Source organism: Paenibacillus sp. FSL H8-0548, assembly GCF_038630985.1.
Classification (GTDB): domain Bacteria; phylum Bacillota; class Bacilli; order Paenibacillales; family Paenibacillaceae; genus Pristimantibacillus.
The window spans coordinates 5,857,134-5,870,327 of the sequence record NZ_CP152049.1 but is presented as its reverse complement, the minus strand read 5'-3'; the positions used below and the strand labels follow the sequence as shown (position 1 = coordinate 5,870,327).

Here is a 13,194-nt window from a genome sequence, read left to right as displayed (position 1 = left end):
ATACATCGTTGTATTCGTGAATGATATGTGGTTGATAACGTAAATATACAACAACAGACGAACTCATGTCAATATACATGACATATACTTCAGGAAAAACTTAAGAATGACAAAAACATGATTTTCGTGTTATATATAATGACAGGGATATCAAAAGTCGAATGGGAGGGGGCGCTTCTACATGCGTTCTTTGTTGGTAGTCGATCATGGTGCAGCAATAGGGAGGGCATTGGTAGAGCCTCAGTCGGAAGAGCTATTCAAAAAACAAACACCAAAATATAAGCTTGAATCCCATGGCTATCAGGTTCTGCGCGCAGGAGATGAGCAGAAAGCAGAGCTGCAGATGGGCAGTGCGGATGCGGTTATTTTGCATATGCCGCTGAATGAGGTGCGAATGTGGGGTTCAAGGCTGCTAAAGCATAAGACGATACCGATGCTATGGTGGTGCAGTGCGAGCAGTGCTTCTCTGTCCGCTGCCTTTTGCGAGGACGATGTGCCTATCGATGGTATATTAACGCCTTCGATGAGCGAGCAGGAGCTGCACTGGGCACTGCATTTTGGATCTAAGCAATGCTTTGAGAGGCTGCAATGGAATAATGAGAGAAAGCAGCTCGAGGGGCGTCTTGAGGAGCGGAAATGGATTGATATGGCCAAAGGAATATTGTGCAAAATAAAAAATATATCCGAAGCCGAAGCCTATGATGTGCTGCGTAAGCAAGCGATGAATGAACGGAAACGGATGGTTGATGTGGCTACTTCAATCGTTAAGGTGTATCAAATTTTACAGGATCAGAAATAAGGGGGGTCATGCGATGATTACGAATCTACTAAAGGAAGTTGGCCGCGGTAAACGGGGAGCGCGTGATCTTACTTATGATGAAGCAAGGGTTGCGGCCGAAGCGATCCTCGATCTAAAGGCGACCCCAGCGCAAATCGGCGCTTTTTTTATCGCGGAGCGAATAAAAATGGAAAGTGTAGAGGAGCTTGAAGCTTTTGTGATGGAATGCCGCAGCCGATCCCACCGTGTGCAAGTAGAGCAGGGGCTGGATTGTGCGGGGCCATATGACGGCAGGAAAAAATCATTTTACGCTACTTTCCCTACCGCATTTGTTCTCGCAGCAGCAGGATTGCCAATTACGCTGCATGGTGCGGAATCCCTGCCTCCTAAGTGGGGCATCACCTTGCATGATTTACTGCATGAGGCTGGTATTGATGCGGCTATGCTTTCTCGCGAGCAGATCGTTAAGGCGGCGATGGATACAGGAGTGCTTTACGTACCAACTGAAGAATGGTGTCCCCCTCTGAAGGCGCTTCGTTCCATCCGAATCGAGCTAGGCATGCGTACGGTGCTGAATACGGCTGAGAAGCTGATCGATTTCGCACATTCCCCTTATTTGATATTTGGTGTTTACCATAATACGGTATTTGATCGGATAGCACAGCTGGCGAACCATTTGAACTATAAAAAAGCGCTTATTGTGCAAGGAAATGAAGGTTCCGAGGATTTATTCATTGAGCGCCCGACGCGTACTTATTTTGTAGAAAATGGACAATCGCAGCTTCACATTATTAATCCGGATGCCTATGGATTAGAGACGGCGGTACCAGAAATCGCTTGGACGCCAGCCGAGCAGCTGCGTGAAGCAGAAGCAATTCTGCAAGGAAACGGTCACATTGCTTTCGCTAATCAAGTGCTGCTTAACGCTGCAGTAAGACTGAAGCTGGCAGAGAGGGCGGAATCTGTGGAGGAAGGACTTTATATTTGCAAGGATTTGCTTGATAATGGCACTCCGTGGGACCTTTATCGCAAATGGAAAAATGCAATGCGCAGCGAAAATGCTTTGACTTGCCGTACAACGTAATTGCGTCATATAGAAGGCCGCCGGGCATTTGCTCGGCGGCCTTCTGCAATCGTGCTAAAGATCGTTAATATAAATGATCAGTTGACCAATCTCCCGGCAGAGGAGAATCAGGCAGAATAGGGAGGCTAAGCGCTTCTACCGCCTCCTGCAAAAATTGCTTGCGGAACTCCAGTCCACTCGAATCTCGCTTATAAGCAGAAAGCCAATTTGTATTTTCCTCGTCAAATCGATTCAGCGTCTGTAAATCCCGGCTGTAAATAGAGGCGTCCCAGCGAATTTTCGATAATACAAGATGTACGAGCAGGAGAGGGAAGCCGCTTGCTTGATGGATAAGCTCGGCTGCTCGGTCTCGTTCATTGCGAATGAATTCATGAGCACGCAGATGAGCTTTCAAATAAGCGATCACGATGGGCTCATTTTCCCGCGACCATTTGCCGTCTGTCATCAATCCAGTTAAATAATCACCGCCGATACCTTCGGGAAGAAGCGGGGTGCCGGCGCCAATCGATTGAACCCAGCTTAAATATGGCTCCCATAGCATGCTAGCGTCAACTTGACCCTCTAGTATCGTGTTAAGACAGTCGCCCATGCCGCGATGAATGATCGGCTCGGAATGAAGTCCAAATGTATTCATCCACTCCTTCAGACGATACGAGGAGCTGGAATTGCCTACGGTGGATACGGACAATGAGGACAAAGCTTCTGGGTGATCAACCTTGCTGCCCGTAGGAACGACTAGAGAAATGCCGCCGCCGCTGCTTGTTTTTCCGTCAAAGGCGATGACCTGTGGCTGGAAGCCTGGAAGCAAATTGCTTAGAGCACGGCTGGCAATGATCGGATAATCGCCCACGGAGGCGATGTGTACGCGTCCGGCAAGAAGCTCCTCGACAAGCTCCATTCCGTTAGGGGCATTCACCCAACGAACCTGATAACGGATCGAGGGAGACATCCGGAGCAGCTCTTCTTCAAAGAAACCAAGCTGCTTAATAATTAAAGGGCTCCACAGAAGGGCGGCTCCGCTCTGGTAACCGATGGTAACGATTTTTTCGTTCAAGCTGCCTGATAGAGACGGACGCTGCATATTAGCTATTCCATGCAGCTGAATCCAATTTTGAAGCTGCTGCTTATCAATCCATACTTCCTTGCCTATTTTGATATGAGGAAGCTGCTTATCCTTGCGCCAGCGGTCAATGGTCGCACGACTGATGCCTAATATGTCCATTGCCTCCTGCAGGCTTAGAAGATTAAAGCTTTCATTCAACATATTGGAGCGCTCCATTCCAAACTGCTATAAAATCATAGTTATTACGTAGGAATAATAAGATATTTATAATCATAATCTATGGCTCTTTAAACTTCAATTAATAAATGCAAAATAACGGATCATTTTCCTCACTGCTCCTCATACCTCCTCTTTTTTCCTTATCGTATTGACACTGTGAAGCTGAGATGATAATTTCGATGTACATAAAGCGTAGTAATTACATGGGAATTATGAGTTTTTTAAAAAATGAGTGAAGCAAAGGGGTAGTGAGTAAAGATGAATAAAGGTATAGCGGTCAGGAAAAAAGGTACGGCATGGATAATGGCCCTCTTGATGATTGCGGTATTGCTAGTTGTTTCCGCATGCAGCGCGAATAATGATGGCAAGGTCGCAGGAAAGGAAGAAACGAAAGCGAAATCGGTGCGAATCGGCTATCAGAAGTATGCTTCAGTGAACATTTTGAAGGAGCGTGGCGGTCTTGAGGATAAGCTGAAGGAGGCCGGCTACAGCGTCGAATGGACGGAGTTTCCGGGTGGTCCACAGCTGCTGGAAGCGCTAAATGTTGGCAGTATTGATTTTGGTCATACAGGTGAAGCACCTCCGATTTTCGCACAGGCAGCTGGCGCGCCACTGGTTTATCTCGCGCACTCGCCGGAGAGTCCGAAGGCAGAAAGCATACTCGTACCAGAAAAATCTTCGATTCAATCGTCGGCTGATTTAAAAGGGAAAAAAGTTGCTCTCAACAAAGGCTCCAACGTGCATTATTTGCTTGTGAAGTACTTGGAGAGAGAGGGGCTAGCGTACAGCGATGTTGAGGTCGTCTTCCTTCCGCCAGCAGATGCAAGGGCAGCATTCGAGAGCGGCAATGTCGATGCGTGGGTTATTTGGGAGCCTTTCTACTCGGTGGCACAGCTTGCAACGAAGGCACGTGTTCTTGCTGATGGAGAAGGCCTAGTGAAAAACTATGAGTTTTATTTGGCTTCACGTGATTTCGCAAAGTCGAATACGAAGGCGATTGATGTTATTTTGGAGCAGCTGGATGAAACGGATAAGTGGGCGAAAGATCATCAGTCTGAAGTGGCTAAGCTGCTGGCACCTGCGCTTGGCCTTGATACAGCTCCGCTTGAGCAGGCGTTAGCTCATCGCGGCTGGGGTATCATTCGCGTTAGCGACGATACGATTGCTGCGCAGCAGAGCATCGCTGATACGTTCTTCAAGCTGGAATTAATACCATCTGAAATTAAAGTGAGCGAAGCGGTAATCAAATAAACCTTCATACCCTACAGAGGATTAAGGAGAATGAATATGGAAGTATTTTGGTTTATCCCCCTGCATGGCGATGGCAGATATTTAGGTACAGCAGAAGGTGCGCGCGCGGTCGACTTTGACTACATGCGGCAAATCGCTCAAGCGGCAGATCGATTAGGGTACCATGGCGTGCTTGTTCCGACAGGCAAAGCTTGCGAGGATGCTTGGGTTGCGGCATCCTCTCTTATTGGGGCAACCCGCAGGCTGAAGTTTTTAGTAGCTATTCGTCCAGGGGTTATGTCGCCGTCGACAGCGGCTCGAATGGCATCTACCTTCGATAGGCTGTCCGGCGGCAGACTTCTGATTAATGTAGTTACTGGCGGTGATCCGCATGAGCTGGGAGGAGATGGAATCTTCCTTACGCATGGAGAGCGTTATGAGCAGACGGACGAGTTTATGACCGTATGGCGGCGTATGATGCAGGGCGAGGAAGTTAATTTTGATGGAAAATATATAAAGGTTGAAGCAGGCGAGGTGTTATTTCCGGCTTTGCAGAAGCCTTATCCACCCATCTATTTCGGAGGTTCTTCGCCTGCGGCCCTGCAAATTGCGGCTGATCATGTTGACTGTTATTTAACCTGGGGCGAGCCTCCAAGCGAGGTAGCGGCGAAGATTGCAGAGGTGCGCAAGCTGGCTGAGGCCAGAGGGACGAAGGTTACCTTTGGCATTCGGCTGCACGTTATTGTAAGAGAAACCAATGATGAAGCGTGGGCGGCTGCTGAGCGGCTTATCAGCCATGTCGACGAGAAGACCATTGCTGAAGCTCAGCGAATTCTCGCTCGGTATGATTCGGTAGGACAGAAGCGGATGGGGGATTTGCATAAGGGAGATAAATCATCGCTTGTGATCTCGCCTAATCTATGGGCGGGAATCGGACTGGTACGAGGTGGTGCAGGCACGGCACTGGTGGGAGATGCGGATACGGTTGCGAAGCGGATGAAGGAATATGCTGAGCTCGGAATCGAAAAGTTTATTTTATCAGGTTATCCGCATTTGGAGGAGGCATACCGCGCTGCAGAGCTGTTATTTCCGCGTTTGCCGCTAAAGCAGCAGGAGGTGCAAACGGATTATTCTATTCAAGCCTCTGGTGAGCTGGTTGCTTATAACAAACGTCCAAAATCGGGAAGCGCTACGTAACGGAAGGAGCAATTATTAAGATGTTAACTCGAATAATTAATAGTCGGATTGCTCCTGCAATCGTCCCGATCATTATTTTGATCATCTGGCAGCTGCTTGGTCAATTTGGTTTAATTTCAAGCCGTACATTGCCGACCCCGCTCAAGGTAGCGGAGGCCGGCTTTGAAATGACGAAGTCAGGGCAATTGCTCCATTATATTGCTAGCAGCACATGGCGAGCATTTATTGGCTTTGCTATCGGCGGCGGGATTGGTTTTCTGCTTGGCCTGCTCACTGGCATATCGCAGACGGCGAATCGCTTGCTAGACAGTACGATACAAATGATTCGCAACGTGCCGCATTTGGCTCTTATTCCACTCGTCATCCTATGGTTTGGCATCGGGGAAACAGCGAAAGTATTTTTGGTTGTACTCGGTGTATTTTTCCCCATTTATTTAAATACGCTGCATGGCATCCGTTCCATAGACCCAGGACTGATCGAAATGGCTAAGGTTTACGGGCTGCGGGGCTACGCGCTGTATCGTGATGTTATTTTGCCAGGAGCATTATCTTCTATACTGGTAGGCGTGCGGTACGCGCTTGGATTTATGTGGCTTACTTTAATTGTGGCTGAGACGATCTCGGCCAATTCTGGCATTGGTTATATGGCGATGAATGCCCGCGAGTTTATGCGTCTCGATGTTGTAGTGCTGGCGATCATTATGTACGCGATATTAGGAAAGCTGTCGGATACGGCTGCCAAAATATTAGAGCAAACGCTGCTCAAATGGCATCCAAACTACGTGAAGCGATAAGAAGAGGAGGCTGCAGCTATGAAAAACAATCAAGCAGGAGCGCGGCTCCTCATTAAGGACGCAGGCAAAAATTTTGGCGATAAAGCAGTGCTGGAGGGCGTTGAGCTTGATATTCCTCCTGGACAATTCGTTGCGATAGTCGGTCGCAGCGGCTGTGGAAAAAGCACGCTGCTTCGGCTCATCGCAGGCTTAGAGGAGCCCTCGCAGGGAAGCATTACACTCGATGGATCAGAAATTAACGGTATTCGTGAGGATACGAGGATGCTGTTTCAGGACGCACGGCTTCTTCCGTGGAAGCGCTGCGTGGACAATGTTCAGCTCGGGGTGAAAACCAGCGAGAAGCAAAAAGCGCTTGAGGCACTCGCGCAAGTAGGGCTAGTTGATCGGGCGAAGGAATGGCCGGGCGTATTGTCAGGAGGACAGCGTCAACGCGTCGCGCTTGCAAGAGCGCTGGTCGGTGAGCCGAGACTGCTGCTGCTCGATGAGCCGCTTGGCGCGCTTGATGCGCTCACTCGCATTGACATGCAGCAGCTTATTGAAGAGCTGTGGGCGGAGCAGCAGTTCACAGCGGTTCTCGTTACCCATGATGTCAGTGAGGCTGTCGCCATGGCGGATCGGGTCATTTTAATCGAAAATGGACATATTGCGCTTGACGTTCTGATTACACTGGATCGGCCTCGTGAAAGAAATAATGATTTTATTCATTTCGAGAAGCTAATCTTAGACCGAATTTTGGAGAGAGGCAAGCATGAGCAGCAGAGGACAGTCTCCTATTCGATATGACGTATAGACTAACGGACGGTACGATTGTTCACACGTTTGGTTCGCCCCAATGTTCCAAAGGATAGGATTGAGGTGACAAACGGTACGCGAAATTGCATGCGGAACAGCACGGAGGATAGCTTGAATTTGAGTATCAAATAATAAAAATACTCTTTGATGTTCAGCCCTTTGTACATAATGCCCAGCTCCCTCGTGCTATCCGTAATCAATTCCATGTTAATGAGCCGGGTGATATCCTCTTTTTTAGCAGCAGCTGAACTATATTTCAGATTTCGCAGCATCAAGCCAAGGAGAGTGTGGATATGATAGACTGCCATATCTCTCTTATAGTGTCGATACGCGAGCAGCCCGAATTTCTCTGACAGCTGTTTTCTCAGCTGATATTGCAAAGCTAGGTTCTTCTCTAGGTAAGGCTTGTAAGGAGCGCTCATTAGACTGTCTGAGTTATTTATTGTATAAAAATATAAGGGGTCTGGAATCGCATACGCTCGCTCCGCGTTTAGAAGAGCCTCTAGATGAAAGATCGTATCCTCTCCAATGGTCAATTCCTCATGAAACGAAACCTCTTTTTTCTCAAGCCAGTCACGTAGAAACAGGCTTCGCCAAACGAAGCATAGATCATTATTGGAATGAACAGAGTCTGCGCTTAATACGAGCTCCTTTCCGTTCATTAACGAATGCAGCATGAAGCCAGGCGACATACTGATTTTATTAGGGATTGTTTCGTAGCCGCTAATCACAACTTCACAGCCATGCTCCTCCGCTGTCGCGTACAGCTTAACGAAAAACAAATCATCAATTTGATCGTCAGCATCCAAAAAAGCAACATATTTGCCGCTCGCAGCATGAAGGCCAGCGTTTTTTGCGCTGCTCGGTCCGCCATTTGGCTTATGAAGCACGCTGATTCTCGTATCCTTTGCAGCGAACTCGTCGCAAATCATTCCGCTCTGATCTGTCGAGCCGTCATTAACGAGCAGCAGCTCAATTGAGAGGAAGGGCTGTTGAAGAATGCTAGTTAAGCATTGGCGCAACCATTTTTCAGCATTAAAAATAGGCACGATTACACTAATGGCACAGGCCATTTACTTCACCTCGGGAATGATCATAATGGCTAGAAATGACCTAGCGTACGATAAGATCATCATATCACATTCGTTATAAAGAACAAACAGTGAAAATTAAACGGATGAGTTTTTTTGAAAATATAGGAAACTATACATTTTCCGAACCTGTTGATAACGATGCTGCGGCAGCAGTCGGAGAGCGGATAGCGAAAGCTAACGGAAGCCAGAGACGCTAAAGTTCCATTTTGGGTTAGCCTCACATTTTAACGGAAGTGGGAGACGCTATTCCGCAGAAATGAAGCGAGATTCGGCATTTAGGCTGCAAATAGAGGCCTGTGTTTCCGTTACAATCTTGAAACGATACATAAAGGCGATTTAGCGTCTGTGGTTTCCGTTAGAAGTAGGAGCTAACGCGTCTGCGATTTCCAATCACCTGTAAGGATGATTTTGTTCATTATGCTTGAGCTTTTTATCGTCGATTTGCGATAGTTGTCATGGGGAATAAAAAAAATTCTAAACCAGCCGTTTTGGGCAGTGTGATACCGAGCGGTGGGAGTCCACATATGGTAGGTTACACTACCCTAAAGAATGGCATGAAAATTATCGCGGGGCTCAGCTCAGCTGGGAGAGCACATCGCTGGCAGCGAATAGGTCATGTAGAGAAAATAGTGTTAGTATAAATGGATATTGGGGATCTTTTAAACCGAAGATGAAGTCGAAAAGCCGCATCAAACAGGCATACTGTTCATGTGGCTTTTCATCGTATGAAATTCATGCTAGAAGGAGTATGGGGACTTAAGCTCAAATTCACAAAATCTTTAATGGACTGTCAGATTTAAAGCGCAGTGCAGCGAAAAATGCGCTCAGGCCGTCTAATAAGGTGGAGGTGATAATTCAATGAAGCCGGCCGGCTCGAATAACAAGGAAAATTTCCCGAAAGATCCCTCTCAAGCTCTAGAGCAGCTGATGGAAAGCTATGGCTCGACGGTCATGCGCACCGCTTATTTTTATACCGGCGATCGGCATTTTGCCGAGGATATCAGTCAGGAGGTATTCCTTCGCGCTTATCGCAACTGGAACTCGTTTCGTGGAGATAGCGCGGTTAAAACCTGGTTGACGACGATCGCCATCAACGTTTGCCGGGACAAGATGGGCGTGCGGATGTTTACGGAACAGCCGACCGATCCCATCCGGATGGAGCGGGGACGGACATTCAGCGTGGAAGAAGAAGCGTTGAAAAGATTGCAGAAAAGCGAGATTTTGCGGCATATGCTGCGTCTGTCTCTGCCGTATCAGGAGGCTTTGTATTTATATTATTATCTGGACTTGGACACACGGGAAATTGCGAAAGCGACGTCGTCGCCTGAGGGTACCGTGAGAAACAGACTGCACCGGGCGCGCGAGGCATTGGCTCGGGAAATGCGCAAGGAGGAGATAACCGATGACGGACATGGAGCGTAATTTACGTCAACATTTGCAAAAGGAGTCGGATGATATGTTGTTTTCTAAAATGGAATTGAGCGATAGCGTTAAACAGAAGATCAGGAAGCAAGCCACCGCGGAACAGAGAAGCCGCCGCCGATTCGTTCTTCCGAAAGCTTGGCTTGCAGGAGCGGCAGCGCTGGTCGCGGCAGTCGTCATAGTGACGGGATTGCCGATGCTGCAAGAGCCCGCCGAAGTACCGATACCAACGGATAATTCGTCGGGAACCGTGCTGCCCGGAAACGGAGGATCCACAGGTTCGGAGTTGTCCCAATTGATTACAACTCCATTCGGAACGGCGGAGGCAGCGAAAACAGCTTTCGGTTCCGGTGTGCATGTTCCTCAAGTCGCCCCGGAAGGCTTCAAGCTGGCTGAGATCGTCGGCGTGGGAATGAAGGACCAACCGCTCAGAGATTTGAACTTCACATACGGCTCGGGTGATAAGACGGTGACGTTCAGCGCGAGCCGCATGCCAGCGGCGTTCCCGATGGACCTGTTCACACAGACCAAAGTGGGCGGAGCGGATGGTTTTATTTTCGAGCAAGCCGAGTTCACGGAGCTGTTCTGGGTGGTTGACGGCATTCAGTATGGTGTGTCCGGTCCGATTTCGGGCGATGAGGCCATGAAGGTAGCCGAATCGGTTGAGCCTTAATAAGTTGATGCGTGTATATCGTGAATGAATTGAACGCCCCACCCTCGAGGTGGGTTTTTTCGTCAGTAAAGGATTTATTGCAGAGTATTATCAAGCTTTGACTCCATAGACTCCCCCAACCGTGATACTATACTTATTGATGCTGGCACCTATTAAGAGAAATTGTACCTTGAGCGAATGCTAGGTAAATTGGGGTAGTGTAATATCCACATAAGGGAGCACGAGCTGGTTGGTTACACCACCCTAAAAGTAAGACGAAGTAAGGCGAAGAAATGACACGGGGACTTAGCTCAGCTGGGAGTCCAGGTATGTTTGGTTACACAACTATAAAGAATGGCATGAAAATGAGCTTGGGGAAAGTTGAGGAAAAAGACGATGCGTGTGTTCGTTTGTGTGAAGGATATGGAACTTACACAAATGTGCCTAGAACAAAGGCGGCAGCAGCGCGAGCTTTACCGTGACAGTCAATCAGTAGGCTATCCTGCACATTTGCAGGGTAGCCTACTCTTTTTAATGGTTTAAGGGAGCTATCCTGTACGTAAGCAGGATAGCTACCCACAATGGAGATCAGATGGCTGGATATGAGCTGAAATGATGATCTATAATGCGTGAGTGCAGGATAGGTTAGCTAGAGCGTCCCAATCGCATGAAGTTACTGCAAAAGTGCAGGATAGCTTCCGCGCTGGGAGTAGGAGAAGTGAGGATTTGAGGAGCAGCATCGAGCGTCAGAAAAGTTGAGGGAAAAGACGATGTGTGTGTGTTGTGAAGTATATGGGGGATAACGAAAGCTAACGGAAGCCAGAGACGCTAAAGTTGCATTTTGGGTTAGTGTCATATTTTAACGGAAGTGGGAGACGCTATTCCGCAGAAATGGAGCGATATCGTGTATATTTGGTACAAATAGAGGCCTGTGTTTCCGTTACAATCTTGAAATGAAAAATAAAGGCGATTTAGCGTCTGTGGTTTCCGTTAGAAGTGTGAGCTGATGCGTCTGCGATTTCCAATCACTTGTAAAGATGATTTTGTTTTTTGAATTCCAAGAAAGTGGTAATATGGAAAATAGAACTTATGTTTGTTAGTATTGGCAAGAGAAAGAGGGGGTAATATGTCATTTATAAATCGGATGCGGTGGTTTTTTAAGGAGCGCTGGGGAACCTATGTGATCGCCATTGGCCTCATGTCGATCGTGAGCCTGCTCTCTACCATACCGCCCAATCTCATCGGGAAGACTGTCGATCAGATTGGTAAAGGCCAGCTTACATCAACCGGCATGTCTCAGACGGTGCTGCTGCTTATCGGACTGGCACTGCTCATGTATGTTTTAGTCTACCTATGGATCACGATGCTGTTTGGCAATTCGGTCCTTATTGAGAAGGTGCTGCGAGGCCGACTGCTTGCTAATTTGACGAGAATGACACCAGCCTTCTTCCAGCGCAACAGCACAGGACAATTAATGGCGCTTGCTACCAATGATATTTCGGCTATTGGCCAGACGGCAGGCTACGGTGTGATGACGCTCGTCAATACGCTTGTTGGCGCCTCGGTTGTCATCATTATGATGGTTTCACTCGTAAGCTATAAGCTAATGCTTGCTGCGCTTATTCCGCTGCCGCTGCTCGCGGTCGTAATCAGCAAGCTTGGCAAAAAAGTAAGAACACGTTTTTTGGACGCTCAGGCTTCCTTTGGGAAAATGAATGAACATGCGCTGGAATCTATCTCCGGCATACGGGTAATCCGCTCCTACGTACAGGAAACTGATGATCTTACTGCATTCGATCAAGTCACCTCAGAGGTGATGTACAAAAACAAGCGGGTATCGATTCTGAATGCGCTGTTTCAACCCGTTATTTCATTAATCGTTGGTGTCAGCTACTCGATTGGAATAGGGTACGGCTCGTATCTCGTTTTCCAAAATGATATATCGCTAGGTCAGCTTATTGCGTTCAATATGTATTTGGGCATGCTGATTTGGCCGATGATCTCCTTCGGAGAATTCATCAATGTGCTGCAGCGCGGAAGCGCCTCGGCCGAACGGCTGGATTCCGCGCTCCTGCAAAAGCCGGATCTCAATGATATAGATAAGCCAGTGCCCATCGAGGTACCGGAGAGTATAAAAATGAAGCAGCTTACCTTCACTTACCCAGCCGCCAGTCAACCTAGTCTGCGTGGGGTATCCTTCCAGCTTGAACGGGGCCAAACGCTTGGGATTGTGGGGAAAACGGGCAGTGGAAAGAGCACGCTGCTGAAGCAGCTGCTTCGTCAATATCCACTGGAGCAGGAGAGACTCTTCATTGCTGATGTGCCAATAGAGCAAATTGCCATCGATCAGATGAGACGCTGGATCGCTTATGTGCCGCAGGAGCATTTGCTGTTATCCAAAACCATTAGAGACAATATTGCACTTGGGAAGCCAGCTGCGTCTGATGAGGAAGTGGCACGTGCAGTAGAGATGGCTTTTTTTACAGAGGATATTGCGATGATGCCAGAGGGACTGGAAACCGTTGTTGGCGAAAATGGAGTAATGCTCTCTGGCGGGCAAAAGCAGCGATTGGCCATTGCGAGAGCGCTGCTTGTCGATTCTGAAATATTGCTGCTGGATGATTCGTTATCGGCTGTGGATGCACGGACAGAGAGCCGTATCCTTCACAGCATTCGTGAGGAGCGCAAAGGGAAAACGACGTTAATTTCGACCCATCGCCTGTCGGCGGTTAGTCATGCGAACTGGATTATCGTGTTGCATGAGGGACGCATCCTAGAAGAAGGAACTCATGATGAGCTTATGCTGTTTGGAGGCTGGTACAAGCAGCAGTGGGAAAGGCAGCAGATGGAAGCTAGCTTGGAAGAATGA

General features: G+C 48.1%; 11 protein-coding genes. 9 read left to right on the top strand and 2 right to left on the bottom strand.

Features of this window, described 5'->3' with window-relative positions; translation table 11 throughout:
* Nucleotides 1-181 precede the first annotated feature (181 nt).
* Nucleotides 182-799 carry an ANTAR domain-containing protein gene (locus tag MHI37_RS25155; RefSeq protein ID WP_076337124.1) on the top strand — a complete coding sequence of 206 codons (618 nt, stop codon included), beginning with the start codon at nt 182-184 and terminating at the stop codon, nt 797-799.
* A gap of 13 nt (nt 800-812) precedes the next feature.
* Nucleotides 813-1,862, top strand: coding sequence for an anthranilate phosphoribosyltransferase (locus MHI37_RS25150; RefSeq protein WP_076337125.1), 1,050 nt, complete (start codon nt 813-815; stop codon nt 1,860-1,862).
* A 64-nt stretch (nt 1,863-1,926) separates the two neighbouring features.
* Here MHI37_RS25150 and MHI37_RS25145 read toward each other — a convergent pair whose 3' ends face one another.
* Nucleotides 1,927-3,126, bottom strand: coding sequence for a helix-turn-helix domain-containing protein (locus tag MHI37_RS25145; RefSeq protein ID WP_179090219.1), 1,200 nt, complete (start codon nt 3,124-3,126; stop codon nt 1,927-1,929).
* 276 nt (nt 3,127-3,402) lie between these two features.
* Here MHI37_RS25145 and MHI37_RS25140 point away from each other — a divergent pair, with 276 nt between their 5' ends.
* The 4 genes from MHI37_RS25140 to MHI37_RS25125 are packed head-to-tail and all read left to right on the top strand — an operon-like array spanning nt 3,403 to nt 7,148.
* Nucleotides 3,403-4,395 carry a sulfonate ABC transporter substrate-binding protein gene (locus MHI37_RS25140; RefSeq protein WP_076337127.1) on the top strand — a complete coding sequence of 331 codons (993 nt, stop codon included), beginning with the start codon at nt 3,403-3,405 and terminating at the stop codon, nt 4,393-4,395.
* A 36-nt stretch (nt 4,396-4,431) separates the two neighbouring features.
* Entirely contained in the window at nt 4,432-5,571 is a 1,140-nt protein-coding gene (gene ssuD, locus MHI37_RS25135; RefSeq protein ID WP_076337128.1) for an FMNH2-dependent alkanesulfonate monooxygenase, read from the top strand.
* 20 nt (nt 5,572-5,591) lie between these two features.
* On the top strand, nt 5,592-6,365 hold the full coding sequence (ssuC, locus tag MHI37_RS25130; protein ID WP_144023687.1) for an aliphatic sulfonate ABC transporter permease SsuC: 774 nt from the start codon (nt 5,592-5,594) through the stop codon (nt 6,363-6,365).
* 18 nt (nt 6,366-6,383) lie between these two features.
* Nucleotides 6,384-7,148 carry an ATP-binding cassette domain-containing protein gene (locus MHI37_RS25125; RefSeq protein ID WP_076337130.1) on the top strand — a complete coding sequence of 255 codons (765 nt, stop codon included), beginning with the start codon at nt 6,384-6,386 and terminating at the stop codon, nt 7,146-7,148.
* A gap of 8 nt (nt 7,149-7,156) precedes the next feature.
* Here the strand turns inward: MHI37_RS25125 and MHI37_RS25120 are convergent, their stop codons facing one another.
* A complete protein-coding gene (locus MHI37_RS25120; protein ID WP_076337131.1) occupies nt 7,157-8,230 on the bottom strand; it encodes a glycosyltransferase in 1,074 nt (357 codons plus the stop codon).
* 879 nt (nt 8,231-9,109) lie between these two features.
* Here MHI37_RS25120 and MHI37_RS25115 point away from each other — a divergent pair.
* The 3 genes from MHI37_RS25115 (at nt 9,110) to MHI37_RS25105 (ending at nt 13,194) form a co-directional block, all read left to right on the top strand.
* On the top strand, nt 9,110-9,673 hold the full coding sequence (locus tag MHI37_RS25115) for a sigma-70 family RNA polymerase sigma factor (protein ID WP_076337132.1): 564 nt from the start codon (nt 9,110-9,112) through the stop codon (nt 9,671-9,673).
* Complete coding sequence (locus tag MHI37_RS25110; protein WP_076337133.1) at nt 9,654-10,346, top strand: DUF4367 domain-containing protein; 693 nt, start codon at nt 9,654-9,656, stop codon at nt 10,344-10,346. Before MHI37_RS25115 ends, MHI37_RS25110 begins: the two co-directional genes overlap by 20 nt.
* Before the next feature lie 1,105 nt (nt 10,347-11,451).
* The gene (locus MHI37_RS25105; protein WP_076337134.1) at nt 11,452-13,194 is read left to right on the top strand and encodes an ABC transporter transmembrane domain-containing protein; all 1,743 of its coding nucleotides are present in this window, start codon (nt 11,452-11,454) and stop codon (nt 13,192-13,194) included.

What these genes read in the sequence shown, in the direction of transcription:
- MHI37_RS25155 (WP_076337124.1), top strand. Translation starts at nt 182, where the DNA reads ATGCGTTCTTTGTTGGTAGTCGATCATGGTGCAGCAATAGGGAGGGCA.
- MHI37_RS25150 (WP_076337125.1), top strand. Translation starts at nt 813, where the DNA reads ATGATTACGAATCTACTAAAGGAAGTTGGCCGCGGTAAACGGGGAGCG.
- MHI37_RS25145 (WP_179090219.1), bottom strand. Translation starts at nt 3,126, where the DNA reads ATGTTGAATGAAAGCTTTAATCTTCTAAGCCTGCAGGAGGCAATGGAC.
- MHI37_RS25140 (WP_076337127.1), top strand. Translation starts at nt 3,403, where the DNA reads ATGAATAAAGGTATAGCGGTCAGGAAAAAAGGTACGGCATGGATAATG.
- ssuD (WP_076337128.1), top strand. Translation starts at nt 4,432, where the DNA reads ATGGAAGTATTTTGGTTTATCCCCCTGCATGGCGATGGCAGATATTTA.
- ssuC (WP_144023687.1), top strand. Translation starts at nt 5,592, where the DNA reads ATGTTAACTCGAATAATTAATAGTCGGATTGCTCCTGCAATCGTCCCG.
- MHI37_RS25125 (WP_076337130.1), top strand. Translation starts at nt 6,384, where the DNA reads ATGAAAAACAATCAAGCAGGAGCGCGGCTCCTCATTAAGGACGCAGGC.
- MHI37_RS25120 (WP_076337131.1), bottom strand. Translation starts at nt 8,230, where the DNA reads ATGGCCTGTGCCATTAGTGTAATCGTGCCTATTTTTAATGCTGAAAAA.
- MHI37_RS25115 (WP_076337132.1), top strand. Translation starts at nt 9,110, where the DNA reads ATGAAGCCGGCCGGCTCGAATAACAAGGAAAATTTCCCGAAAGATCCC.
- MHI37_RS25110 (WP_076337133.1), top strand. Translation starts at nt 9,654, where the DNA reads ATGACGGACATGGAGCGTAATTTACGTCAACATTTGCAAAAGGAGTCG.
- MHI37_RS25105 (WP_076337134.1), top strand. Translation starts at nt 11,452, where the DNA reads ATGTCATTTATAAATCGGATGCGGTGGTTTTTTAAGGAGCGCTGGGGA.